This window comes from Apilactobacillus ozensis DSM 23829 = JCM 17196 (assembly GCF_001435995.1).
Classification (GTDB): domain Bacteria; phylum Bacillota; class Bacilli; order Lactobacillales; family Lactobacillaceae; genus Apilactobacillus; species Apilactobacillus ozensis.
Genome location: NZ_AYYQ01000002.1, coordinates 62,538 through 89,060, shown reverse-complemented (window position 1 = coordinate 89,060; position 26,523 = coordinate 62,538). Strand labels below are relative to the sequence as shown.

General features: G+C 31.5%; 24 protein-coding genes, 1 pseudogene and 2 other annotated features. Of the genes and pseudogenes, 10 read left to right on the top strand and 15 right to left on the bottom strand.

The features are described from left to right. Window positions 1-71: 71 nt before the first annotated feature. Window positions 72-302, bottom strand: a pseudogene (locus FD06_RS07715) (aggregation-promoting factor C-terminal-like domain-containing protein); the annotation flags it as partial. A gap of 529 nt (window positions 303-831) precedes the next feature. Between FD06_RS07715 and FD06_RS01060 the strand changes: the two are divergent. From FD06_RS01060 to FD06_RS01030, 7 genes are all read left to right on the top strand, one after another. After that, window positions 832-1,734 (top strand): ABC transporter ATP-binding protein, encoded by a 903-nt coding sequence (locus tag FD06_RS01060; protein WP_054657436.1) that lies wholly within the window; start codon window positions 832-834, stop codon window positions 1,732-1,734. Continuing rightward, window positions 1,734-2,474 carry an ABC transporter permease gene (locus FD06_RS01055; RefSeq protein WP_056965632.1) on the top strand — a complete coding sequence of 247 codons (741 nt, stop codon included), beginning with the start codon at window positions 1,734-1,736 and terminating at the stop codon, window positions 2,472-2,474. Before FD06_RS01060 ends, FD06_RS01055 begins: the two co-directional genes overlap by 1 nt. Window positions 2,475-2,588: 114 nt before the next feature. Next, window positions 2,589-3,362, top strand: a complete 774-nt coding sequence (locus FD06_RS01050; protein WP_054657441.1) for a hypothetical protein — start codon at window positions 2,589-2,591, stop codon at window positions 3,360-3,362. Between the two features lie 334 nt (window positions 3,363-3,696). Beyond that, window positions 3,697-5,076: an amino acid permease gene (locus FD06_RS01045; protein WP_054657443.1), complete on the top strand. Its 1,380-nt coding sequence runs from the start codon at window positions 3,697-3,699 to the stop codon at window positions 5,074-5,076. A 329-nt stretch (window positions 5,077-5,405) separates the two neighbouring features. Next, window positions 5,406-6,749 carry an amino acid permease gene (locus FD06_RS01040; protein ID WP_054657536.1) on the top strand — a complete coding sequence of 448 codons (1,344 nt, stop codon included), beginning with the start codon at window positions 5,406-5,408 and terminating at the stop codon, window positions 6,747-6,749. Between the two features lie 96 nt (window positions 6,750-6,845). Continuing rightward, window positions 6,846-8,276, top strand: a complete 1,431-nt coding sequence (locus FD06_RS01035) for a C69 family dipeptidase (RefSeq protein WP_056965631.1) — start codon at window positions 6,846-6,848, stop codon at window positions 8,274-8,276. 135 nt (window positions 8,277-8,411) lie between these two features. After that, entirely contained in the window at window positions 8,412-9,842 is a 1,431-nt protein-coding gene (locus FD06_RS01030; RefSeq protein WP_054657447.1) for an APC family permease, read from the top strand. Between the two features lie 56 nt (window positions 9,843-9,898). Here the strand turns inward: FD06_RS01030 and FD06_RS01025 are convergent, their stop codons facing one another. The 5 genes from FD06_RS01025 to FD06_RS01005 all read right to left on the bottom strand — a co-directional run bounded on the left by FD06_RS01025 (window position 9,899) and on the right by FD06_RS01005 (window position 14,910). After that, window positions 9,899-11,107, bottom strand: coding sequence for an MFS transporter (locus FD06_RS01025; protein WP_056965630.1), 1,209 nt, complete (start codon window positions 11,105-11,107; stop codon window positions 9,899-9,901). A gap of 65 nt (window positions 11,108-11,172) precedes the next feature. Further along, window positions 11,173-11,577, bottom strand: coding sequence for a hypothetical protein (locus FD06_RS01020; RefSeq protein WP_054657449.1), 405 nt, complete (start codon window positions 11,575-11,577; stop codon window positions 11,173-11,175). A 22-nt stretch (window positions 11,578-11,599) separates the two neighbouring features. Continuing rightward, on the bottom strand, window positions 11,600-12,817 hold the full coding sequence (locus tag FD06_RS01015) for an MFS transporter (RefSeq protein WP_056965629.1): 1,218 nt from the start codon (window positions 12,815-12,817) through the stop codon (window positions 11,600-11,602). A 74-nt stretch (window positions 12,818-12,891) separates the two neighbouring features. After that, window positions 12,892-14,526, bottom strand: coding sequence for a glycosyltransferase family protein (locus tag FD06_RS01010; protein ID WP_056965628.1), 1,635 nt, complete (start codon window positions 14,524-14,526; stop codon window positions 12,892-12,894). A gap of 144 nt (window positions 14,527-14,670) precedes the next feature. Beyond that, window positions 14,671-14,910, bottom strand: a complete 240-nt coding sequence (locus FD06_RS01005; protein WP_082605238.1) for a SemiSWEET family transporter — start codon at window positions 14,908-14,910, stop codon at window positions 14,671-14,673. Window positions 14,911-15,193: 283 nt separating this feature from the next. After that, window positions 15,194-15,436 (top strand) — a binding site (T-box leader). A gap of 132 nt (window positions 15,437-15,568) precedes the next feature. Here FD06_RS01005 and brnQ (FD06_RS01000) point away from each other — a divergent pair. Further along, complete coding sequence (brnQ, locus tag FD06_RS01000; protein WP_056965627.1) at window positions 15,569-16,951, top strand: branched-chain amino acid transport system II carrier protein; 1,383 nt, start codon at window positions 15,569-15,571, stop codon at window positions 16,949-16,951. Between the two features lie 54 nt (window positions 16,952-17,005). Further along, window positions 17,006-17,236 (top strand) — a binding site (T-box leader). A 123-nt stretch (window positions 17,237-17,359) separates the two neighbouring features. Continuing rightward, window positions 17,360-18,724, top strand: coding sequence for a branched-chain amino acid transport system II carrier protein (brnQ, locus tag FD06_RS00995; RefSeq protein ID WP_056965626.1), 1,365 nt, complete (start codon window positions 17,360-17,362; stop codon window positions 18,722-18,724). Window positions 18,725-18,774: 50 nt separating this feature from the next. Here the strand turns inward: brnQ (FD06_RS00995) and FD06_RS00990 are convergent, their stop codons facing one another. Further along, window positions 18,775-18,987, bottom strand: coding sequence for a YtxH domain-containing protein (locus FD06_RS00990; RefSeq protein ID WP_054657459.1), 213 nt, complete (start codon window positions 18,985-18,987; stop codon window positions 18,775-18,777). Window positions 18,988-19,086: 99 nt separating this feature from the next. Continuing rightward, entirely contained in the window at window positions 19,087-19,833 is a 747-nt protein-coding gene (gene pnuC / locus FD06_RS00985; RefSeq protein WP_056965625.1) for a nicotinamide riboside transporter PnuC, read from the bottom strand. Window positions 19,834-20,031: 198 nt separating this feature from the next. On the opposite strand from pnuC, the gene FD06_RS00980 reads away from it, so the two are divergent. Then, the gene (locus tag FD06_RS00980; protein WP_056965624.1) at window positions 20,032-20,661 is read left to right on the top strand and encodes a DUF421 domain-containing protein; all 630 of its coding nucleotides are present in this window, start codon (window positions 20,032-20,034) and stop codon (window positions 20,659-20,661) included. A 122-nt stretch (window positions 20,662-20,783) separates the two neighbouring features. Here FD06_RS00980 and FD06_RS00975 read toward each other — a convergent pair whose 3' ends face one another. The 7 genes from FD06_RS00975 to FD06_RS00945 all read right to left on the bottom strand — a co-directional run bounded on the left by FD06_RS00975 (window position 20,784) and on the right by FD06_RS00945 (window position 26,354). Beyond that, the gene (locus FD06_RS00975; RefSeq protein WP_056965623.1) at window positions 20,784-21,941 is read right to left on the bottom strand and encodes an RNA-guided endonuclease TnpB family protein; all 1,158 of its coding nucleotides are present in this window, start codon (window positions 21,939-21,941) and stop codon (window positions 20,784-20,786) included. Between the two features lie 139 nt (window positions 21,942-22,080). After that, the gene (locus tag FD06_RS00970; protein ID WP_056965622.1) at window positions 22,081-22,782 is read right to left on the bottom strand and encodes a CPBP family intramembrane glutamic endopeptidase; all 702 of its coding nucleotides are present in this window, start codon (window positions 22,780-22,782) and stop codon (window positions 22,081-22,083) included. 13 nt (window positions 22,783-22,795) lie between these two features. Then, window positions 22,796-23,527, bottom strand: coding sequence for a sulfite exporter TauE/SafE family protein (locus FD06_RS00965; RefSeq protein WP_054657467.1), 732 nt, complete (start codon window positions 23,525-23,527; stop codon window positions 22,796-22,798). Between the two features lie 176 nt (window positions 23,528-23,703). Then, complete coding sequence (locus FD06_RS00960) at window positions 23,704-24,123, bottom strand: DUF3021 family protein (protein WP_056965621.1); 420 nt, start codon at window positions 24,121-24,123, stop codon at window positions 23,704-23,706. A 1-nt stretch (window position 24,124) separates the two neighbouring features. Next, the gene (locus FD06_RS00955) at window positions 24,125-24,577 is read right to left on the bottom strand and encodes a LytTR family DNA-binding domain-containing protein (protein WP_056965620.1); all 453 of its coding nucleotides are present in this window, start codon (window positions 24,575-24,577) and stop codon (window positions 24,125-24,127) included. Window positions 24,578-24,601: 24 nt separating this feature from the next. After that, the gene (locus FD06_RS00950) at window positions 24,602-25,465 is read right to left on the bottom strand and encodes a hypothetical protein (protein WP_056965619.1); all 864 of its coding nucleotides are present in this window, start codon (window positions 25,463-25,465) and stop codon (window positions 24,602-24,604) included. Continuing rightward, a complete protein-coding gene (locus FD06_RS00945; protein WP_056965618.1) occupies window positions 25,452-26,354 on the bottom strand; it encodes an ABC transporter ATP-binding protein in 903 nt (300 codons plus the stop codon). The genes FD06_RS00950 and FD06_RS00945 overlap by 14 nt, the downstream gene beginning before the upstream one ends. Window positions 26,355-26,523: the final 169 nt, after the last annotated feature.

Below are 26,523 nucleotides of genomic sequence, written 5' to 3'. Positions count from 1 at the left end.
CAATATTTGGAATTAATATCCTAGTAAAAGTTGTCTAACTTTTGGGGTTCACATCACTTTTGGGCTTCTTTTTAATACCAATGATGAGTTAACCAAAATTGTTTAGCATTGACCCATGAACCATAACGACTAGCTACGTAGTGGTTAGCAACTTTTTCTTGATGTCTTGGTGAGTAATTACCACTGAATAGACCGATTGATATTTGATATTTTCCATAACAAGCACCATTTCTAGCACTGTATGAACCACCTGATTCACGCATGGCAATCCATGCCTTAGCGGCGGCATTGGAACTGGATAAGTTAGAATTTAATTCATTTTTAGCAACATTTCCTACTTTAAATGTTGGCTTTTCAGGAACAACTAAGGTGCTTCCTTGAGGCAAAACATCTTCATTAATATTGTTAATTGATTTTAAAGTTGATATTTTAGTTTGATATTCTTTAGCGATTGCTTGTAAGCTAGTTGGTTGATCAACTGTTACCGAAACGTTCTTACGTACAGATGCATCAACATTATTAGATACGAACATTATTACGAATAGTGCAAAAACACCCACAAGTGTTAATGATACTTTCTTAAAATGCATACGTTTATTATCCCCTTTCACGATACTGAAAACGATATCGAATGTTTTTTACACTTTTATTACAGAAGTATTACGCTATTATTAAAAAAGATTTCAAACTAAAGACATATATTGAAAATTTAAAATACGAAACGATTGTAAATCCATTCATTAAGGTTTTCTTAAGCATATTTGACAAAATAAGTTTTTAAGCATATATTGTACTTAGTTACATAACTAATTAACCAAAGGAGAGAAGAACATGAATACCTTAGAAATTAAAAATTTAACTAAATTCTATGGTCGTACCAAGGCCTTGCATAACGTATCATTTGATATTAAACCTGGTTCTATTTTAGGTCTAATTGGCCCAAATGGTGCCGGAAAATCAACTATCATGAAATCAATCGTCGGTTTAACTAACTACTCATCAGGTAGTATTTTAGTAAATAATGAAAAATTAAAAAAAGGCTCCCGTAAAGGACTTAAAAATGTCGGTTCAATGATTGAAACTCCAGCACTATACGGTCACATGACTGGAATTCAAAATTTAAAATTATTTAATAACGGATCAACTTCTGACGCAGAAATTAAACAAATCATGGATGAAACTCAAATTTCATCTTTTGCAAATCGAAAAGCTAAAAACTATTCATTAGGAATGCGCCAAAGATTAGGTATTGCCATGGCCTTACTGAATCATCCTAAATTGTTAATATTAGATGAACCCATGAATGGACTAGACCCACAATCTACTCATGACTTACGTGATTTATTGCTTAAATTATCTAAAAGAGGCATTAGTATTTTAATTTCTAGTCATCTACTAGATGAATTAGCGCGAATCGCTGATTATTATGTAGTTATTAATCATGGTAAAGTCGTTAAGCAAAGTGATGCTCAATCATTCTTGTCATCTGATAACGCTATTATTAAGCTCAACACTTCAGATAATGCAGCTGGTTTAAAAGCTATTCAATCTATCGGTCTAGATGCACATATTGTTGATAGAACCATTGAAGTTAAAGACAAGGGGACTGCCCTTAATGACTCACTAAAGGCATTAGTTAATGCGCAAATTAATATTAACAACGTACAACGTCAACAAGAAGATTTAGAAGAATCATTGCTTAATATTTTAACCAAAGATAAGGGGGATAAATAATGCTTACACTATTAAGACAAGAATTATATAAACAAATTCATGGTAAATTTTACATTGGCTGGGGAATGATAATGTTCATCTTTGCTATGCTAATTGGATGGGCATCCAACAAGTATCATATTATGTCTGGAGAGACATACATGACCAGATTATCTGGTAGCATTCAGATTATTCTAATTGCAATGATTGTATTTGCTAGTACTATTATTTCAAACGAATTTTCATCTGGCACAATCAAGAACTTGTTGTCTAGACAATATTCTAGAATGCAGGTTTTTATTAGTAAGTTAATTACAATTTTGCTTATGTACATTTATTTGATAGTAGTAACTTTTATATCTACATTTATTGGAAGAATGATTTTCTTTAATTCTGGAAATATTATTTGGAAACAATTAGGCACCAACTTAGGTGCATATTCTCTATTTTTACTATTAATAGCATCAGCAGCTCTTTTAATCAGTAACATTGCTAAAAGTAGTGGTGCTGCAATTGGAATTGGTGTTGCATTTATCTTTGCAGCTCAAATCATAAGCACCCTATTACAAATTCTTATTTCGCACTATAACTGGTTAAAATGGAATCCATTTAACTTCATTAACGTAAATAACCAATTAACTATGAATGGTATGGATAAAATGACCTTATTATCAAACAACCAAATGATTATTGGCACAATTTTATACTCAATATTATTCATCTTTGTAGCTGGTTTTATTTTTAAAAAACGTAATGTTTAATTTTAAAAAGCTTAGCTTAAAATAAGCTAAGTTTTTTTGTATACATAGAAATGTTGATAAAAATATGCAACATGGTAGAATACTTAAATATAAGACCATTAGGAGGTCAAAAGATTGTTAAAATTATTAAAAGATGAATTAAGTTCTAAGAATAGAAAAATTTTTGCTATTATGGCCGCATTATTAGCTTTATTCGTAATTGTGTTAGGCGTAGGAATTAAATTTACAAAAGTTTTAGGTGGTATTAAATACACTACTAGTTTAGGAAACGCTACTAGTTTATTAACGATTTTTATGGTAATAATCGCTAGCACTAGCATTTCTGGGAAAGACACTTTAGCTAAAATAAACGAAGACTCAAAAAGCCACAGTCGACTAAGCATTTTTACTGCTAAACTAATAAAAATCGCAATATCATATTTTGGTTTAATTGCAGTAAACTTGGTTGCAGTAATTATTATGAAACACTTACTTTATCCAAAAACTGATTTGGATTCTGCAATTATAACTAAAATGTTAGCGGCTGCAGGTGGTAACTTAGTTTACGAATTTTTACTGGTTTCATTTGTGCTTTTAGTATGCAGTCGCATGAAAGATACTTATGCGTCAGTAGCATTAGGCATCTCTATGATATATATTACGCAACTTGTTGCCGGTATTTTTATGATTGTTTTATACACTAACCGTGCACTTAGATGGAATCCATTTAACTTCTTTTTTGTTGAAAAAGAAGTGGTAACTCCCCTAACTCATATGATGACAAAATTACATGTAGACCAAATAATTTGGGGATCATTAGGCTATGGATTATTATTCCTAATCATTGCTTATATTCTTTTTGAAACTAGAAAAATCGCTCAAAAATCAACCCAAGTTTCAAATTTATAATTTGACATATTAAAATATTAGGTCTATTATTTTCTTTAATTTAACAATGCTTTTTTCAAAGACGAGGTAATTATGCTACATTTCAGGGATAGAAAACATTAACTGGAAGTTTTCTTAGTGTTCAACATAATTAACTACCACTTTGATTAATTTAAATTGAAGGAAATGTCAGTTCGGGTGGTTCTGTTAACAACCATTAGAGATATTCACTAAGCACTTAGTGAATAATTTGGGTGGAACCACGTCTAAAAAGTTAAACGTCCCTATTGCTGAATAGCAATAAGGGCGTTTTTTTGTTGTTAAAAATATTTTATATTTAAGAAGGTGTATAGTTATGGCAAAGAATTTAGAAAGAAAATTAAGCACTCGTCATATGCAAATGATTGCATTAGGCGGTACGATTGGTGTTGGACTATTCATGGGGGCTAAATCAACCATTGGCTGGACTGGACCATCAGTATTATTAGATTACGGAATTGCTGGAATTTTTCTTTACATGATAATGAGAGCATTAGGTGAAATGCTTTACGTACACCCTATAACTGGTTCCTTTTCACAATTTGCTAGTATGTACATGCACCCAGTGTTCGGTTATTTAACAGCTTGGAGTAATGTTTTCCAATACATAGTGGTTGGAATGTCAGAAGTTATCGCAATTGGAACTTACATGGAATATTGGTGGCCTTCACTACCTAACTGGATTCCGGGAATTATAGCTATTGTATTTTTATGTATTGCTAATTTAATTTCAGTTAGTGCTTTTGGTGAGCTAGAATATTGGTTCGCTTTAATTAAAGTGGTAACCATTATCGCTATGATTTTAGTTGGTTTAGTTTTAATCGTATTCGGATTAAATGGAATTGGACCTACTGGTATTTCTAATATTTGGAGTCACGGATTTTTCACTGGTGGCGTTAAAGGATTCTTCTTTGCACTTGCAATCGTAATTGCATCATATCAAGGTATTGAATTAATTGGTGTGACTGCTGGTGAAGCTGAAAATCCTAAACACACCTTAGTTGAAGCAATTCAGTCAACGATTGGTCGTATTTTAATTTTCTATATTGGAGCTATTTTCGTTATTTTAAGTATTTATCCTTGGGATAAAATTAATAATATTGGTTCACCATTCGTTGAAACCTTTGCTCAAGTTGGTATCACAGCAGCTGCTGCAATCATTAACTTTGTCGTAGTAACCGCTGCATTGTCTGGTTCTAACTCTGGAATTTACAGTGCTAGTCGTATGACTTACTTATTAGCATCTGAAAAAGAGTTACCTAAAAAATTCCTCAAGTTAAACCGTCATGGAGTCCCATATTATGCTGTTATTAGTATCTCTGCCGGAATTTTAATGGGATTAGTGTTAAATGTAGTATTACCAATGTTATTTAAAGGTGCGGATCAAATTTTTGTTTACGTTTACAGTTCAAGTGTACTACCTGGAATGGTTCCTTGGGCCGTTATTTTGATTTCACAAATCAGATTCCGTAAACAACATCCTGAAGAACTTAAAAATCATCCATTTAAAATGCCATTATCACCATATTCAAATTATATTACTTTGATTTTCTTGGCAATTACATTAGTGTTTATGTTCTTGAATGATTCAACAAGAGTTCCATTAATTATTGGTATTTTATTTCTAATCGTCATGACAATTATTTATTTTGCAAAGTACAATAATAAACAGCAAGATAACGGTTTCAAAAATTAAAATAAAATTACATTTTGTTGACAATAATTTAAATATACTTTAATATTCTAAAGCATAATTATAAAAACCATAATTAACAACCTAACTACTTTCAGGGATGAAAGTGAAAACATTGCTGAATGTTGATTGCTAATTAGACTTTTATACTTCTAATTTTGTTGACATGCTATTAACGAACAATAAGCAAAAAAAGTGTTTTTAAAAAACATCCCTAGTACAATGGCTGTTAAGGGGTGTTTTTATTTATATTTAAAATTATAAGGAAAAGATGGTGATTAATTTTGGCACAAAAGAAAGAAGACTTTGAAAGAAAGTTAAGTACTCGTCATATGCAAATGATTGCATTAGGAGGAACCATTGGTGTTGGTTTATTCATGGGGGCTAAATCAACCATTGGTTGGACTGGTCCATCAGTACTTTTAGCATATGGAATTGCAGGATTCTTCCTCTATTTAATTATGCGTGCACTTGGTGAAATGTTATATGTAAACCCCGTTACTGGTTCATTTTCACAATTTGCTACTGAATATATGCATCCAGTTTTTGGATTCTTAACAGCATGGAGTAATATTTTTCAATGGGTTGTTGTTGGTATTTCTGAAATGATTGCAATCGGTACATACATGCAATTTTGGTGGCCAAGTTTACCCGGTTGGGTTCCAGGAATAATCGCTGTATTATTCCTATGTCTAGCTAACTTAATTTCAGTTAGTGCCTTCGGTGAATTGGAATATTGGTTCGCTTTAATTAAAGTTGTAACCATTGTTGCCATGATTTTAGTTGGTTTAGTAATTATTGTATTTGGATTTAATGGTATTCACCCTACTGGAATTAGTAACTTATGGACTCATGGATTCTTCACTGGAGGATTCAAAGGTTTCTTCTTTGCCCTAGCAATTGTGTTTGCATCGTATCAAGGAATTGAATTAATTGGTGTAACTGCTGGTGAAGCTGAAAACCCTAAGAAGTCATTAGTTGAAGCAATTCAATCAACTATTGGCCGTATTTTAATATTCTACATTGGTTCAATTTTCGTAATGCTAAGCATTTACCCATGGGATAAAATTACAAAGATTGGTTCACCATTCGTTGAAACCTTTGCTCAAGTAGGTATTACTGCTGCTGCTGGTATTATTAACTTTGTTGTGTTAACTGCTGCTTTATCAGGTTCTAACTCAGCAATTTACAGTTCAAGTCGTATGTCATACCTATTATCTTCAGAAGGTCAACTACCAAAATGGTTCAGCAAAATGAATCGTCACGGTGTCCCTTACATTTCTGTAATTTCAATTGCAGCTGGAATATTACTAGGTGTGCTTTTAAACGTTATCCTACCTTTATTCTATAAAGGTGCTGACCAAATCTTCGTTTATGTTTACAGTTCAAGTGTGCTACCAGGAATGGTTCCTTGGGTTGTTATCTTAATTTCTGAAATTCGTTTCAGAAAACAACACCCTGAAGATTTGAAAAACCATAACTTTAAAATGCCATTTGCACCTTATTCTAACTATTTAACATTATTAGTATTAGCTGTAACCCTTGTCTTTATGTTTATTAATAATGAAACTAGAATTCCATTAATTATTGGTGTAATATTCTTAGCTGCTATGACTATTTTATTCTTCACTAAATTTAACAATGGCAAGAATAAGACTATGAATAAACTTAAGTAACTAATAGAAAAAGAAATGAAATTTTTATTTCATTTCTTTTTTTGTGTTATCTTATAAATAAGTAATAAAACAAAAAACAATAAAGAAGTGGATTATATGCAAAAAAGAACATCATGTACTGCTATGTTAGTGGGTAAGGACGCTACAGTTGATGGTTCAACAATTATAGCTAGAAACGAAGATGGTTATGCCCCTATTGGTCCTAAAAAATTTATAGTTAGAGCTGCTAAATCAGAAGCTAATGGATACTTCGTTTCGCCTACAACAGGTGTAAAAATTCCATTACCAAAAGAGGCTCTCCGTTATACTTGCGAACCTAGTGATGAATCAGACCATAACTTATACGAAGAAGCTGGGATTAATGAAAAAAACGTTGCCATGTCAGCTACTGAAACAACTTTTACTAACCAAAGATTTTTAGGCTTTGATCCTTTAGTTGATGACGGCCTAAATGAGGAAGGCATGGTAAATGTCGTTTTACCTTTCATTAATTCTGCTCGTGAAGGTGTTAAAAGATTGGGTAGTTTAATTGAAAAGTATGGAACTGGCGAAAGTAATGGAATTGCTTTTTCAGATAACCAAGAAATTTGGTATTTAGAAACTGCCGGTGGGCACCATTGGGTCGCTCAAAGAATTCCTGATGATGCATATGCAATTGCGCCTAATCAAGTTAACATCCAACAAATTGACTTTAATGATACAGATAATTTTATGTGGAGCTCCGACTTACCTGAATTCGTTGAAAAACACAATTTAAATAATAGCCCTGAAGATTTTAACTTTCGAAATATTGTGGGCACTAATTCAGAAAGCGATATTTATTACAACACTCCTCGTTCATGGTACGGACAAAAACTATTTTCACCAGAAGTTAAACAAGCTCCTACTAGTCGTGAAATTCCATTTATCCAACATGCTAACCGTAAGTTAAGTGTTGAAGATGTCGAATACTTTTTATCATCACATTACCAAGAAACTGAATTTGACCCATTTACTAATGAAAAAGAATTCGATAAACAAACTTTTCGTTCAATTGCTTTGGACCGTAACCAAATTTCACACATTTTGCAAATAAGGAACGATGTAGATCCAAAATATGCCGCAATTGAATGGGTTGCAATGGGATTTTTTGCATATAGTCCATATGTACCTTTCTACACTAATATTGAAACTACACCTATCAATTATCAAAAAGCTAATAGTGAAGTAACTATGGATAGTGCTTATTGGATGTATAAAATTTTGTCGGTCTTAGTTGAACCCCACTATCATGATTTTATTAACCAGGTAAATCAATACCGAGAAATTTGCCAATCGTATGCTTTAAGACGTATTGATAACGTTGATAATCAAATTAAACAAATGCTTAATGAAAGTAGCGATGAAGATATTACTGATAAATTAACTGCTGAATCAATCATTACTGCTGATAGTATTACCAACAAGACTAAAAAACTAATGCAAGATTTAATAAAACAATCGCTAAACCTTTCAAAGATAACCTTTGAAAGTGGTGACAACCTATAAATATAACTTGACTTTTATAGGTTTAAATATTAAAATTTTATAGTTAATTATGAGAAATGTTTTAATAAATAAAAGAACAATCAAACTAAAGGATTGTTCTTTTATTTTGGATAATATATTATAGGAGTTTCATTTATGAAAAACTTTTGGAAACGTATGAATCATAAGGAAAGCCCAAGTGTGTATGAAAATAAAGATTCACATTTGGTAAGGTCTTTAACTACTAAAGACTTTATTTCACTAGGAGTTGGAACTATTGTTTCAGCTGCCATTTTTACACTGCCTGGAATTGTGGCTGCTAATAATGCGGGACCTGCTGTTACTATTTCTTTTCTATTAGCTGCCATTGTGGCTGGATTAGTAGCACTTGCTTACGCTGAAATGGCCTCAGCAATGCCATTTGCTGGATCCGCTTATTCATGGATTAACGTCATTTTCGGTGAGTTTTGGGGATGGGTTGCCGGTTGGGCTTTACTAGCTGAATACTTTATTGCTGTAGCTTTCGTAGCGGCCGGACTATCTGCTAACATTCGCGGTTTAATATCGCCATTAGGGATTAATTTACCAACCTCACTATCTAATCCAATTACGACCAGTGGTGGATTAATTGATATTGTCACAGTTATTGTAATTTTATTAGTAGCTTGGTTACTATCTAACGGTATTTCTAAAGTTGCTAAAGTTGAAAATGTATTAGTACTGTTAAAAGTTTTTGCTATTATACTTTTCATAATAGTTGGTTTAACTGCCATCCACATCCAAAATTATTTACCATTCATTCCTAAACCACATGTAAATCCGGATGGCACGCGTTTTGGTGGATTTGGAGGTATTTACGCTGGTGTTTCAGTAATCTTCTTATCTTACATTGGATTTGATTCAATTGCCGCTAACTCTGCCGAAGCTAAGAATCCACAAAAAACTATGCCTAGAGGAATTATTGGTTCACTAATTGTCGCAGTAGTACTTTTCGTTGGGGTATCGCTAGTGCTAGTCGGGATGTTCAAATACACTAACTATGCTAACAATGCCGAACCAGTTGGTTGGGCTTTAAGACAAAGTGGTCATGAAGTTGTTGCAACAGTAGTTCAAACAATTGCATCAGCAGGAATGTTCACAGCTTTAATTGGAATGATGTTAGCTGGTTCTAGACTACTGTATTCATTTGGGCGTGACGGGATGTTACCTAAATTTTTAAGTAAGTTAAACCACAAACATTTACCTAACAATGCTTTAATTGTATTGACTGTAATTGGTGTAATCATCGGCTCATGTTTATCATTTCAATTTCTTTCCCAGTTAGTTTCTGCCGGAACGCTTATTGCGTTCATGTTCGTTTCATTAGGAATTTATTCACTAAGAAAACGTGAAGGTAAAGATATTCAAGTTCCTGGATTTAAAATGCCATTTTATCCAGTTTTACCAGCATTATCCTTCTTAGCTTCCCTATCAGTGTTCTGGGGATTAGACAACGATGCTAAAATATATGCACTTGTTTGGTTTATTATCGGTGCAATTATATACTTTTCATATGGAATGCATCATTTTAAAGAAGAAGTTAAATAAATTATAGCTAAAAAATCATCTATAAAATATATATTTTATAGATGATTTTTTTATTTTTATAATTTTTTAAGCTCTGGAACTTTTAATTTAACAACTACTAGCGTAATCAATAAAACAACTCCACTAAAGAAAAATACTCCATTATATCCAAAAATAGTTGAAATATAGCTTCCCATCATTGAACCAATACAAATTCCAATTGCTTGGGCGCCTTGGTTTAAACTAAAAGCCATCCCTGTTGATTCTTCAGGAGTTCCTTTAGCCAATAATGTTTGAACCGATGGAAATAGCGCTGCATTAGCAATTCCATTTAAAAATCTTAATATACCTAGAGACCATACCCCTGCCACAAAGCCTTGGGGAGTTATAAATAAAATACCAACGATAAAACCTAAGAATAGGATAAAATGCACACCTTTACGATCACCTATTCTACCAAATAATGGTGCCGTCATAACCATCGAAATTCCTGGCATCGCTGAGATAATTCCAGCTACCACTGAAACATCCCCTTGATTGTGCATCAGCTCTTTAACAAATAATGTGATGATAGGATAAATAGCGTTAGTTACAATTTGTAAGGCAATTGATATGAAAAACATCCACGCAACAAAATGTGGATTGGGAAAATAATGCAAAAAGTTATACCATTTATGATTAACTCCATTATTGTTTTCAACTCGTGGCTTGTATTTCTCTTCAACCATAAAAAAGACTAATACAAAAAATAGAAATAACATAATTCCAGTTAAGATAAAAGTTAGCCTAATATTCAATAACTTTACTAAATATCCACCAAAAATAGGACCAATTAAAAAACCACTAGTATAACCAGTTGATAACACACTAAGTGCATACCCAACTTTTTTACGAGGTGTACTAGTTGCTACTAAAGCAATCGAATTGGGAATAACTCCATCAAAAAATCCCTGTAGCGCACGCAATAAAATAAATTGCCATACATTAGTACAAAAAGCCATTAACAATATAGTCACAGCGGAGCCTAATGAAGTCTGTAAAACTAATCTTTTTCTGCCATGTCGGTCAGCAAAGCGCCCCCACATTGGTGATGTAAAAATTACAATAAAAAACGAGATTGCATAAACAATTCCACTCAAAATAGATAATTGATTTTTATCAAAAGAACCTAATTGAACAATATATAATGGCATGAACGGAATAATTTCATTGAAAGCAACTCCAGTGATAAAAGTTCCAAATAATAAAACCCATAAATTACGTTTCCAATAAGTATTATTTTCCATAAATAATCCTCCTCTCAAATTAAAAAGCAACTGACCTCTTCTGAAATCAATTGCTTTAACATATCTTATAATTCTATACCGTTTTCATTAATCATAACTAAAGAATTTTTATCTTGATGATTTTCAAATTTTCGATGCAAAAATGAAATATATAAATCAATAAAATATCCAACTGTCATTTCTTGATGGAAATACATTCTTGCACCGTTTTCTATTTCGTTAAATTTATCAACATAGTTATCAATATCTTCTTTTAAAAATTCCTTATAACTTTTTAAACGGCTATATAAACCACTTTTAGAATTGAAAGTATTATGATAAGCAACATAAACACTATTATCGTTTTGCTGAGTACTATAAATCATTGATTTGATTTTATCTTTATCTAAATCTATGGCTTTTTTACACAATATATCTAGTGAAAAATCAGCATCTATAAGCTCTTTTATATGTGAATTATGTTTTATCATATCTTATCATCTCCGTGATTTATTAACCTAATTTCTTTCTAATTTCTGGCACACGCCACTCCAGCAGTAATAAATTAATAAGTAGTAAAATTGCTGTAAAAATGAAGACCCCGCTGTAATCAAAAATATTAGATATATATCCACCCATCATTGATCCAATAACTGCACCAATTGCTTGAGCAGCCTGGTTTAAACTAAATACCATTCCAGTAGATTTTGAAGGTGTAATTTTAGCAAGAATTGTTTGAATCACTGGATAAATAGCGGCATTTGAAATTCCAACTAAAAATCTCAATACACCTAACATGATAACACTAGTTATTAACCCCTGGGGAAAATAAAACACGATTGAAAAAATAAAACCGTAAATTAAAATTTTGTTAGCTCCTAGACGGTCACCTAACCTTCCCCATAATGGAGAAGAAATAAACATTGCAATTCCGGGTAATGATGAAATAATCCCTGCTATAACCGTAATTGAACCATGACCATGCATTAATTCTTTCACAAATAAACTAATAATTGGATAAATAGAATATAATCCCGCTTGTACAATAATTGTCGAAAATAACAACCATCCAACAATTTTAGGATTAGGAAATTCACGTAAAAAGTGAAAATCAAACATTGATGGTTGATTTTTTAACTTATCAGGATCAGGTTTAAAGCTTTCGTGAACCATCGTTAAACTTAAAATAAAAGATACAAATAATAATGCTGCAGTAATAAAAAATGTAATTCTAATGGAAAATAAGCTAGCTAAAAATCCTCCTAAGATTGGCCCAATTAAATTACCACCTACATATCCAGTCGTAATAATTCCTAAAGCATAACCCTCTTTTTCTTTAGGAGTTTCAGCTGCTACTAGTGCTGTTGCATTAGGAATTACACCAGCAAAAAAACCTTGAAAGGCTCTTAGAGCAATTAGTTGCCATACATTCGTAACTAAGCCCATTAGTCCCAGTGAAATAGCTGAACCGATTGTCGTTTGTAACAATAATCTTTTCCTACCGTGTCGATCAGCAAACCTGCCCCACATAGGTGCAGTCACAGCTACGACTACAAATGTAGCAGCATAAACTGCTCCACTTAAAATAGAAAGTTCACCACGTTCAAAGTGACCCAAAGAACTTACATACAATGATAAAAATGGAATAACTTCACTGAATCCCATTCCGGCAATAAAAGTTCCAAACCAAAGGACCCACAGATTTTTTTCCCAATTTTTATGCTGTACCATTAAAAAAATTTACCTCTTTCCAGACATTAAGTTTATAAATAAGTCTTAAATAATAAGTTTTCATTATATCATAACTATTTACGAACTTTTAAATAAATTTTAATAATTTGTTTGTATCCAATAATTGCATACGATAGTAATCCTAAAGTAGTTAAAACATACGAAATATAATCTATCCAACCTTTAACTAGGCTTATTTTAATGATTTTATTTCCCTTATCAATATTTTTAATAGTAATAACCTGTTCTTTATCTAGGTAATATCTAACTTTATGATTATTAACCAAAACGTTGTAGTCTTGACCTTTATAACCAATGAATGGTAAATGCAATTCTTTTTTAAATGCAGTGTTTTTTAAGTGTAAAGTTCCACTACCAGATGCATCAAAAATAATAGGATTTTTCTCTTCATCGTATCCAGTATGGTAGTAGACATCAATGTAACGCATTAAATTACTTTTAGGAATATAATCAGCAAAATCACCAGTATCAATATCCGTAACTTTAATGTGTTTCCCGTTTTTAATTCGGTAAGAAACTAGTCGATTATTTACCACTTTGCTTCCCCAAGATGAAAAGTATGCGGTGTTCATAGTTCCCCATTGATTGTACATATTCATAGATAACAATGCTATAACCGAAATTGCAAAGTAGATTGTCGGATTAGACATATTTTTTAAAACTTTTGCCCCTATTACAGCAATTAAATATGAAGTTGTAAGTAACGATAATATCATAAATCTAGTAGGAAATTGAATAACTCCAATGGGCGTATGATCTAATAAATGCCAAGGAATGATTCTTGAACTAAGAATCGTAATAATAACGGTTACCAAGTAGATTTGTTTATTTATTTTGCTAAACTTTTCAAAAAAGAAAATACCTAGCCCTAAAATAATAAATACTTGTACTAATCCATTTTTTTCAATGTACATTGTTGACTCGGGAAATCCTTGCAAAGTCTGAAAATGTGGCTTATTAATTTCGTTAAACCATTCCATCTTAACTATCATTAACCAGTAAAAAGCATTTGTACACAATACCAGCAAAGATATTTTTAAAATATTAATGTAATTAACTAATCTGAATCTTTTTATATTAAATAAGAACCAAATAAATACAAACAATGAAGCAAATACAAACGTCAAAATATGACTAATAAAAATCAACGTTAGTCCAAGCGACAACTCAACGTATTTGTTTTCCTCAATAAATTTTAAGGTTCCAAAAAATACTAATGGTAAAAACAAGTATGCAGTAATCAGGCCTAAGTCTAATAGTCCAAAATACCAATTAATAATGGGCATGGCCGTCATAAAGACGAAAGCAAATATATAGCTTGTCAAAAATTTTTTTGTATATAAAAGACAAGTATAATAAGCAATTATCAATCCTATAAAAACTTCTAATATGAAATTAAAATACAAAAGTAGCCAGGTATTCTTAATAAAAACAGATAAGAAACCAAGAAAAACTAAATTAAATTTAGGATAAAAACTCATAACCGCTGACCCCATCGTAGAGTTTAAATCATAATTGCTAAACATGTTGTTTTTAAAGGTTACAAATCTTTGCCAATGAAACGGACCATCATATCCAAATAGCCAAAAACGACATGTAAGTAAAATTAAGCAAGTTAAAACCGCAATGAATAAGAATGAAAAAATAATTGCAGCATTTTTAATATATTTGTTTTTTAAATAATTCACCGTAAAAATCTCCCAAACATTATGATATAAACTATAATAGTTTACCATTTAGAAATTAATTTAGGTAGCTAGTTTTTTATGTATCGTTAAAAAATATTATACAAACAAAAAAAGCCGTCTAAACGGCTTTTCAATAAGATTAAATTAATGGATATAGATAGTCACCAAAGTAATAAATCCAAAGACAACTCCGGGCACATTTGAAATAATAATTGGCCAATCACGATAAGTTTTGAACCAACCATAAAATGTCCATAAAGTAGCGTTAATGGTAGCAACCAATGGTTGAATAGGTCCGACTGGATTTCCACTAAAGTTTTGAATAATTTGTGGAATATATGAAATATACATTAGGGAACATGTTAGTATGGCAATTTTACTCATCAATTTTAATCTTTTAATTCGCTTTTCGCTAACTTCTTTTCGTTTATCCTTGGGAACGTAATTATCAATTTTCAACTAAAAAATCTCCCTTTCGGTTAATAAAATTAGGTAAATGTGTAATTTATATATTAATTTCAAATATATATGCTTAACAAATATTATAACATATGTACGATTTATATCATTTATTTTAAATCGTGTTAAAACTCATTAATTTAAAAAAATAGTTTGACAATTAATAAAAATAGATTTATTGTTATTAACAACAAATTAAAAATAAATGAGAATTGCTGAGATAAAGAAGAGTAGTAACAAAATTATTTTAAGCGAGCTTCGTTAGGTGCAAGGAAGCAAATAATGAGTTGTGAAAATCCCTTTTGAGCTATGTACTGAAAGTATTTATAAAGTGCATTGGTAGCACCCATTATAGTGCCGGCGTATTATTTAGTACGTTTTAGATTGGTTTATTTTATTAATAATAAATCGATGAATATAAGGTGGTACCGCGTTTTATGACGCCCTTAGTCTAGTTATAGACTGAGGGCGTTTTTTATTTTAGTAATTTTTTTGAAGGAGATGGTTTTTTTGGATAGTCCGATTCCGATTAGTATAAAACAGAATATTTTATCAAAAAACAATTCCTGGGAGGAAATTATTTATGAACGAAACAAAAAATTTAAACAATAAACCCTTATCAGTAAAAGAATATTTAGTGGTCAGTTCACTATTGTTTGCTTTATTTTTTGGAGCTGGAAACCTAATTTTCCCGCTCCACTTAGGACAATTAGCAGGTGGCAATTGGTTAGTAGCAACATTAGGCTTTTTATGTACTGCTGTTGTCTTGCCTTTACTATCAGTTTTAGCAATTAGTGTTACTAAATCAAAAGGTGTTTACGATATTGGATTGCCATTAGGTTCAGGCTTTGCTTTAACTTTCATGGTTTTAATTCATGCAACTATTGGGCCATTATTTGGTACCCCTAGAACTGCAACCGTTCCATTTTCAGTTGGAGTAGAACCACTTTTGCCAAGCAGCTTAAGTCATGTTGGATTATTATTATTTTCTGGATTATTCTTTTTAGTTGCATTTTTGCTATCATATAAAGAATCTAACATCATGAAAAGTGTTGGTAAATTATTGAACCCAGTATTTTTATTAATGCTATTCGCAGTTTTCCTACTAGCATTTCTTTCACCAATGGGTGCTGCTAGTAAACAAGCAGCTACTGTAGCATATCAAAGTGGCAGCTTCTTCAATGGATTTTTACAAGGATATAACACTATGGATGCCCTTGCAGGACTAGCTTTTGGAGTTACTGTAGTTACTGCTGTTAATCAATTGGGTAAAACTAGTGCTAAAAGTAATGCTAAAGTAACTGCTAAAGCCGGCGTGCTTGCTACTGGATTAATCGGCGTAATCTACCTAGTATTAGTTTGGATTGGCGCCACAACGCTTAATAAATTTAAATTATCAGCTGATGGAGGCGTAGCTTTTAATCAACTAATGGGTCACTATATGGGTAGTGTTGGTCACGCATTATTAGCAACATTACTTACACTAACATGTTTAACTACTGCCGTTGGTTTAGTCGCAGCATTTGCTCAAGATTTCCATAAACATTTTCCAGTTCTCAGCTATCGCGTTTGGTTAGGATTAATGTGTTTAGCATCATTCACTACCGCTAACTTTGGATTAGATACTATTATCCAATGGTCAACCCCAATGTTAATGTTCCTCTACCCATTTGCTATGGTACTAATCTTATTATCCGTATTCTCACCTCTATTTAATCGTGATCCATATGTATACTTCTTTGTAGTAGTATTCACTGCAGTGCCAGCACTATTTGACATGGTAGGAAGTTTCCCACCAGTAGTTTCACAAAGTGCATTTGGTAAAGCTTTAGTAGCATTCCAACAAAATTATCTTCCATTTGCTAGTGCTGGCATGGACTGGGTTGTTCCAGCCCTAGTTGGTCTTGTAGTCGGCTTAGGCTTTCATTTCTTCAACAAATCTCGAGTTCCAGAAACTGCCAAATAAAAGTTGACATAAATAATTACAACTGCTATATTGGTATAAATTATTAAATATAAATAGAAAGCTATGAAAAAGCGGAGTAATGATAATTTCATTTTAAGAGAGTCTCTATCAGGTGTGAACGAGATAAATGATTTATTCATGAAAGTATCTTTGGAGCTATATACCGAAATTTTAGTAACGTATATTGGGTACACCCATTACTGTGTCAACGTATTATTTAGTACGTGAGAGATAAATTATTTTAATTTATAATTATAGGTGGTACCGTGCGCAAGCATCCTTAATCTTTACAGATTATGGATGCTTTTTTTATTTTCATAGCAAAAAAGGAGATGATGACTTGGAAAATAGCGTGAGTAAATAAACTAATAAAAAAACATACGCATTATAAATTGGAGGAAACATTAAATGGAAAATACAAAAGATTTAAACACCAAGCCATTATCTATCAAACAATACTTAATTATTAGCTCACTATTATTTGCACTATTCTTCGGAGCCGGAAATTTAATTTTTCCAATTCATTTAGGTCAACTTGCTGGTTCAAATTGGATCAGTGCTGCTTTAGGATTCCTATGTACAGGAGTTTTGTTACCACTTTTATCAGTTTTAGCCATCAGTATTACTAAATCAAATGGCGTTTATGACATTGCTAAACCACTTGGAAACAAATTTGCTATTATTTTTATGATTTTAGTTCACGCAACTTTAGGGCCACTATTTGCAACGCCTAGAACTGCAACTGTTACATTTTCAGTTGGTTTTCAACCAATGATTCCTGCTAAATATTCAGGAATTGCACTGTTAATTATTTCAGCGTTATTTTTTGCAGGAACTTATATGATTTCTTACAAGGAAAGTAATATTACTAAACAGGTTGGTAAAATATTAAATCCTATTTTCTTAATCTTATTATTCATAGCATTCCTATTAGCATTCCTACATCCAATGGGCAATGCCGGAATTCAAAACATCACTCCTGAATACAAGAATGCATCTTTCTTTAATGGATTTTTAGAAGGATACAACACCATGGATGCCCTTGCTGGATTAGCTTTTGGAGTTACTGTAGTTACTGCTGTTAAACAACTAGGTAAAACTTCTCCAAAATCTAATGCTAAGGCAACTGCTTGGGCCGGTATTTTATCAGAAATCCTAGTTGGAATTATTTACGTAATCTTAATTTGGATTGGTGCAACTTCTCTTGAACTATTTAAAGTTGCTGCTGATGGTGGTCCTACTTTTAATCAGTTCATGACTCACTATTTAGGATCAACTGGAAACGCCCTACTAGCCACACTATTGACCCTAACTTGCTTGACAACTGCAGTTGGTTTAGTATCAGCATTTGCTCAAGATTTTCATAATCATTTTCCTAAGGTTAGCTATAGACAATGGCTAGCAATTAACTGTGGATTATCTTTTATCATTGCTAACTGTGGTTTAAGCACCATTATTCAATGGTCAACTCCAGTTTTAATGCTTCTATATCCTTACGCAATCTTTCTAATCATCCTGTCCATCTTTTCACCACTATTTAAAAAAGATTCAATTGTTTATATTACTACTATTATATGTATTACAATTCCTGCATTCATGGACATGTTGGCATCATTACCAGCATATTCAACTAATAATGGCTTCATGCAATCTATCATTAGTTTCCATAACAGCTACTTTCCATTTGCTAGCTTAGGTATGGACTGGGTTATTCCAGGTATCATTGGATTATTTATTGGTTTAATAATTCATATTGCTAAGAAAAACAAATAAAATAAAAATAGTTACTATCATAATGATAGTAACTATTTTTATTTTGGAAACTATTTTGTTAGGTTAGAAATATTTTCCTTAGCTTTACCTGACATTTCGGCTGCTTTGCCTTTAGCTTTACCTGATACTTCAGATACTTTACCTTTAGCTTGTCCAGCTGCATCTTGTGCCTTGTCTTTTACATCGCTAGCAGTTTTACTTGCCTTATCTTTCATATCGTTAGCAGTTTTACTTACCTTATTTTTGATATCATCAAAATTCATAATAACATCTCCTTTAGAATAGTTATAACACTATCAAATATATCTTTCAATTAATTTAAAATAAAAAAGCTAAAATTTAAACATTTTAGCTTTTTCTTATTATTTATTTACGTTCATAGCGTATTTTGTTTCTTCTTTTATTAAACGCTCTTTTTCTTTTTTATTGAACCATGGTGACACTGTAAATGCTAGAACATCATTGGCAACATAGACACAACTATTTATAAACATTGCTAATGTAGCTGAACCTTGTCTAAATGAAATGTACCACAAAATTAGTTGTGCAATTCCTGAAGCTAACCACCAGAAGTATTGATTATTGTATCTCAAGAAACAAATAATTCCAGCAGTAAAACAAATTGAAAAACTCATTGCGTCAACCCAAGGTCTAGGATCATCGGTGAAAGCACCAATTAAGTAACCAGAAATAATGAATACTATCAATGTCGATAATAGTGAAATAACCCAGGTTTTGGCAGTGAACTTACGAATCTTAGATACCATGTTCACATTCCAGTTGGCACTAAGTAAAACGGGAATGTCTAAAGTTAAAATGTATGCTACTTGTTCACCAATGCTTAAGTAGTTTTTAGCTGAAAGACCTACTATTATAAAACAAATTCCTGATAAAATTCCTAAAACACCATTAATAGACTTAGCAGCATTAATTGCTAATACACATAACACACCTAAAGTAGTTCCAACAAAAGTTAAAAATGATAACCATGTAATCGGTGCGTTTACCAATGTCATAATTTGACATCCTAAACTAAAGAAAAATAAGTAATAATTTTGTTGTGGCCATCCTTTTAACTGATGACCTAAAAATTTGAAGTATGCTGTCAACGAGAAATCCTCTTTTCAGATATTATTCGATTGTTAATTAGCACACCATATGTACGTACATTTAAAGTGATTAATAAAAAACAACACTATATATTGTACATATCTAATTTAAAAATGTAAATGATAAATTTTAATTAACCAAAACATTGATATATTATGGTTATAGTGGTATAAATATTTCTTGGAGATGATATAAAAATGGAACATTATTATTTAGTTATTATTAAGATGCTTTTAGCTATTATTTTATTATTATTATACAGTCGTATATCAACAAGTCGTAGCATTGCACCAGCAACTCCTACTGATCAAATATCTAATATGGTTGTCGGTGCTATTATTGGTGGTAACGTTTTGAGTACTGACGTTTCTATTTTAGAATCAGTAATTACTATGGCTCTTTGGACAGCATTACTATTAGCAATTAGATTAATTAAAAAAGCTAACCCTAAGATTAAACAATCTATTGATGGTTCAGACCTAGTTTTAATGTCTGAAGGTAGGTTTAATGTTGAAAATTTTGAGGCCGCTAAAATGCCAATGGATCAATTAATGCACAGTATCCATTTACAAGGTATCAATTCGATTAATCAAGTTGATGAAATTATTTTAACTGCTGGTGGAAGTTTAATCGTAAATACTAAAAAAGATAGGGACAACTCTTTGTTGGTTATTGCCCGTGGTGACATCTTAGAAGACGCGCTTGAAAAATCTGGCAAAAGCGAAAGTTGGCTTAAACAAAAATTACAAGAACACCATGTCGATAACATTGATGATGTTTACATGTGTGAATATTTTGATAACGACATTAATGTAGTCACAAAGTGAACTACCACGGTTTGAAAACCGTGGCTTATAGGAACGGTGCTGACTTGCAACTGAGTAAAGGATAACCTTGCGGTTATCTATAATTGTAGTGGTTACACCTATTTACTAAAGGCAGTCCATACCTATTGAGTTGCTGAATTGAGAATATTATTAGCTGCATTGACATCTCTAATGTGATGAGTATGACACTTAGGGCATACCCAAGCACGAACATCTAAGGTCAATTTTTCACTTTGCTGTAGTAAATAACCACAAGCAGAGCAGGTTTGAGTGGTGTTTTTAGCAGGAACTAATTCAAGTTCTTTGCCATACCACTTACATTTGTATTCCAGCATTTGTTGAAGTGCATACCAACCTTGATTAGAGATAGCACGAGCCAATTTATGATTTTTTAGCATATTTTTAGTACTTAGTTTTTCAATCGCAATCAAATCAAATTCTTTCACTATTTTAGTGCTTAATTTTTGTAGATAATCAGTCCTTTGGTTGCGTTCCTTTTCGGAATACTTGGCAACCATAATACGTGCTTTTTCAACATTACGAAAGTCTTTAATATTGCGAGGTTCTAACACACGATTGTGTTTGTCCCATGCAATTTCTTTCAATGCTCTTGCACGTCTTCGGGCTAATTTCTTTTGCCATTGATGTTTTTTATACGCTAGGTTCTTATCAAAATGAATAGTTGGCACGATAGTGCCATCAGACATTGCTATCAAATTATCAACGTTGCGGTCAATTCCAACTGTTTGATTGGTTTTCTCAAACAAGGGAACATCGACTTCAACTAAGATAGCAAGGTAGAACTTATTGGTGGCAGACAATCGCAAAGTAGCACGTTTTATCTTACCTTTGATTTGTCTACCACAACGATATGAAATGACCCCTATTTTAGGTATCTTAATGTGGTGGTCATCAATGACTTTGATGTTATTAGATACACACTTTGAAGTATATGATTGGCGTGGAAATCTACGTGATTTGAATTTAGGAAAACTACCTTTTTTCTTGAAAAATCTTTGGTAGGCATCCTGTATATCACGAGATACTTGCTGTAATGAGGTACTGTCGGCTTGTTTTAACCACGAATACTCATTTTTAAGTGTTTTAATTAACAAGTTCATATCAAATTCACGAACGAAACTACCGCCATTCGCATATCTTTCAATTTGCATATTCAATAATTGATTCCAAACAAAACGACAACAACCAAAATTAATCATTGCTTGTTGTTGCTGAGAATCATTTGGATATATTCGAGCCTTGATTGCTCTCAAAACCATTGCTAACACCACATTCCTGATGGATATTATACCATAGGGAAACTAATGTGATTCATCCCATGTTTGAAAACAGGGGTTTTCTCACAAAACGTTTCAAAAATAAAAAAGATTACTTAGAAAATTTTCTAAGTAATCTTTTTTATTTTTGAAACATAATCTGAATAATGCCAATTGAAGAAATCAAATTATTTAACATGTGCATTGTAATGTTTGCTTTAATATTTCCAGTCTTACGATATACATAGGCCATAAAGAAACCCATTTCAAAATAAGTTAGTATAAAGAAAATATTAAAGCCAGGTGAATGTGCCAATCCAAATAACGCACCACTTATTACAATAGGTAACCATTTTGCACCAGGTTGAAATACTGAATCCATCAATATTCCTCGAAAAACCAATTCTTCTAAAATTGGACTCAAAATAATGAGTCCAAATAGCATTAAAATTAATGTTAAATGATTTCGATTAAGCATCTCATTAATTGCTTGCTGATTAGAACTAGTCGTCTTGTTGTATATAACCATATTAAGGACAGATAAAACCATTTCTAAAATAATAGAAATACCGTAAAACATAATCGCCATTTTAAAATCATATGGCCGTAATTTTTGATTAATTGAATGTCTTCCATATTTCTTATAACAGGCTATTGATAACCAGATTAGCACCCCGTAGATTGCGAAGTAAGCTACGCTGGCCAAAATATTTTTCAATACGCCACTATGATCATTAATTAGCGATAGTGGCAGAAATTGAAAACCACCTAAAACTAGAACGAACATTCCAAAAAATATTAAAGCATTTCGAAAAATTTCTGAACCTTTTAGTCTACTATTCATACATAAGTCTCCTTTAGAATATAGAAGTAAATGCCATAATCAACATTATAATTCCCATCGTGGGCCTTAATATCTTAGTAACTTTTCGTTGGTCAAAGCGAGCTAATACCCTTGGCATTATAGCAGCGCCGATAATTGCTCCAAACAACAATAAGCTACCTGCACCCCAAGCTATGTGTCCTGTTGTAGCATGCATAAACAAACCAACTATGGATGTTACAATCAAAACATAAGATGAACTAGCCGCAGCCTGTGGCATTGTTAATCCCATTAGCAAAAGACCTGCAACGACTGGACCTCCACCCGACATACCAGCGATTCCAACCATTAATCCAGATAAAACACCGAAGAGGTAAGAACGATTAGGATTCATTTTTTTACTAGCTTTTTTCTTACCAAAAGATTGGTAAATTATTTGCAATCCTAAACAAAAGAAAACTAAGAAAATCAGCCAAGAATATATCTTACTAGAAATATAATGCGATAAAATTGTTCCAATAATTGTAAATGGTACGGCCGTAATCAACATTTTATTTCCATAGTTAAATTTCATATTACCTGTTCGATAATGACTGTATGCGCCTATTATTAAGGATGGAATTGATGCATATAATGAGGTTGCCGTAGCAGTTGATGGTGAAACGTGTGCTACCAATGTTAAAATTCCAAGGTATAAAGCAGCACCTCCACCACCCATGATTATAACAAATCCACCAACAATAAATCCTAATATTAATAAAAGCATTATGAATAATCATCTCCCAGTAAGATTTTATAGTTAGCATTCATTTTTAAATTTACAAAAGTAATACAAATAAAAAATATAATTGCATTATCTGAATAAATCTCAAACTATATAAAAACATATCACTATATTGAAATTAAAACAAAAAATAAAGGAAACATTAACACACGTTTCCCTTATCTTTTATTTCGCTTATTTAAAGCATTATTTATTTGATAAGTATCTTTCTTCCAAAAAATTATAACCACTATCCAAGCAAATATATATATTGCAATAAAAGTTATTGTATATGAAATAAAAAAACTAAGTTTAAATGCATTTATACCGCTCGATAGAACGTTATATATATAAAATAACAAATAAGTTATTACAGCATGCATAATTATTTCTAAATAATATTCAATACTATCAATCAAAAAAATTTCAGATAAAACACCAATAAAAAAAGTAAATATCAGGTAACAGGCTGCTGATTTAGGATGAATTACATTAGGATTACTATCTAAAGCAATTCCAAGAATTTCAATAAATGAACCAATCATCATTCCAATTAAACCTTCTTTTAATATTCTAAAAAGGACTCTCAATTTTTTCACCTCAAATCCCCAAACGCTGTTTTAAATTAGGTAAATATTTTCTACTAACATGTACTTTTAATCCGTTAGTTAAAAATGCTGTCATGTTACCGGAAAATGCTGTTTCCATTGATTTCAAATGATTAATGTTAACAACTGCAAATTTACTGATTTGAATAAAGTCATGGTTCAACTTATCAACCATATTCTTTAAACTACCGTTGGTTTCATAAGTATTTTTAGTGGTATTAATGGTCAACTTATTTTTTAAAACTTCTACAGAAATTACATCACTTTGATTTAACATAATGAATTGATCACGATAATAAATGGATACATGCTTGCTACTATTTTCTTCAAAACTTTCCAACTTATGAATCAAATCAACTACTTCACTCGATAGTTGGGATGCATGCACATCAACCAATATCTCATGTTCATCTAAATTATTATCTTGTGAGAAATTAATTTTCATGCAAAACATCCCTCCTATCATAAACTAGTCAATTAAGTTTTTTCTTTGTCTTAAAGATATTATCAATGCTATAAAAATAAAAAGCAAAATAAATCCTATTAAAATTAAAAATTGGCTGCTCAAAGTCTTAAAGTTACCTATATTGATATTTATTTGGTCTTTAAAGTTATTTACAATTTTTAAAGGCGTATTTTTAAAAGCTTGATTTACTGTATCATGCATTAAAATATTACGATAAATAGCAGAAACATAAGGTGTAGGCGTAAGCTTTATAATCAATTGACCAAATTTAGGTAACGTCATCAAAGGAAAATAAACTAAAGCAAAAAATCCTGCTAAAGTGTTAATTATAGAATAACATCCAGATAAAGCATCTTGATTATTAATTAAACTAGCGATTATAAATCCAAAAGAAGTCCAAACTAAGCTTACAAAAAGCATAGTCGGTAAAATTGTTGGAATTAAATTCCATTGAAAATTTATTTTATCGGCTAAACTAAAATAAGTACTCATAAATAAAAATGTAAATAATTGCATGATAGTACTAATAATCATCGCTGATAAAAGATAACTAGCTTGCAAATGTTTAAAATATAAATCGGTTAAACTGATGTCAGCTATCACATTGTTTGATTTATCATATACATACCTAGTTAATGCAGTTAGCGAAGCACTGATTGCAGTGGTATTCAAAGTTTCACCGATAATCCAATTATCTAATAGTCCTTTATAAATAGAAGTAGCATGCCATTGAGCTTGTAAGTTGTTTTTTATAAATAATATAAATAAGCCAAAGGAAATTAATGAAGCTAGTAGCGAAAAAAATACGTTTGATTTATTACTAAAATATAAGATTAAATTTCTTTTTGTTAGATTAATCATTTTCATCCAACCTACTTCCTGTTAAGTTCAGAAATACATCGTTCATGGTCCCGTGTTGATACTCAAAATCAAAAACATTAGATTGCATTGCACTAATTATTCTGATGGCAGAAACGTCATCTGGTATTGAAAGCAAATACTTATTATGTACTAAGCGATATGCTATGGCATTTTCATTTAAAAATTGAATGCCCTTTGAATTATCTTTAAACCTAACTTTTAAAGTATTCTCAGCATATTTTGCTTTTAGATTTGATACATTATCTGCAGCTAATATTTTTCCATTACTAATTACATACACGTAATCTGATTGCTCAGTTTCCTCTAGATAATGAGTTGTTAAAAGTATAGTTAACTGATATTTAATTTTTAAATTATTTATGAATTGCCATATTTTGGATCTAGTTTGAATATCTAAGCCCGTTGATGGTTCATCTAAAAATAATACTTTAGGCTTATGTACTAAAGCCCTGACAATATCAACTTTTCTACGTTGACCACCCGATAACGTTTTATATTTCTGATTTAAAATGCCTTGTAATCCAAGTTCTTCAATCAAGCTATTTACATAATTTTTATCGATATTTTTATACATTTTGGCTCTAGTCCAGAGATTATTTTTTACAGTTAAATCAGCATCTAGAATACTATTTTGAAAAACTACTCCAATCTTATGACTAAAAGATTTATTAATGGGCTTGATTCCATCAATTTCAACATCCCCAGAAGTAGGCGAATTTATTCCAGTTAGCATTTTAATCGTCGTAGACTTTCCAGCACCGTTGACTCCTAACAAAGCTACCAACCGCCCACTATTAATTTCTATGTTTATATTATTAACAATTGTTTTGCCTGCAATAATCTTGGTTAAATTTTTAGCTTCCAATATTCTCATAATTAATCCTCCTTCTCAATAACTAATATTTTATGGTAATTGTTGATTTGTGTAATGAATTTTTTTCAAGCGGTAATAATTAGTAAATAAGTGGTAAATATCAGTAAATAAAATACGATAATTTGCAAATGCTTAAAATTTAAGCTTGCTTTATAAGTGTTCATTAGCT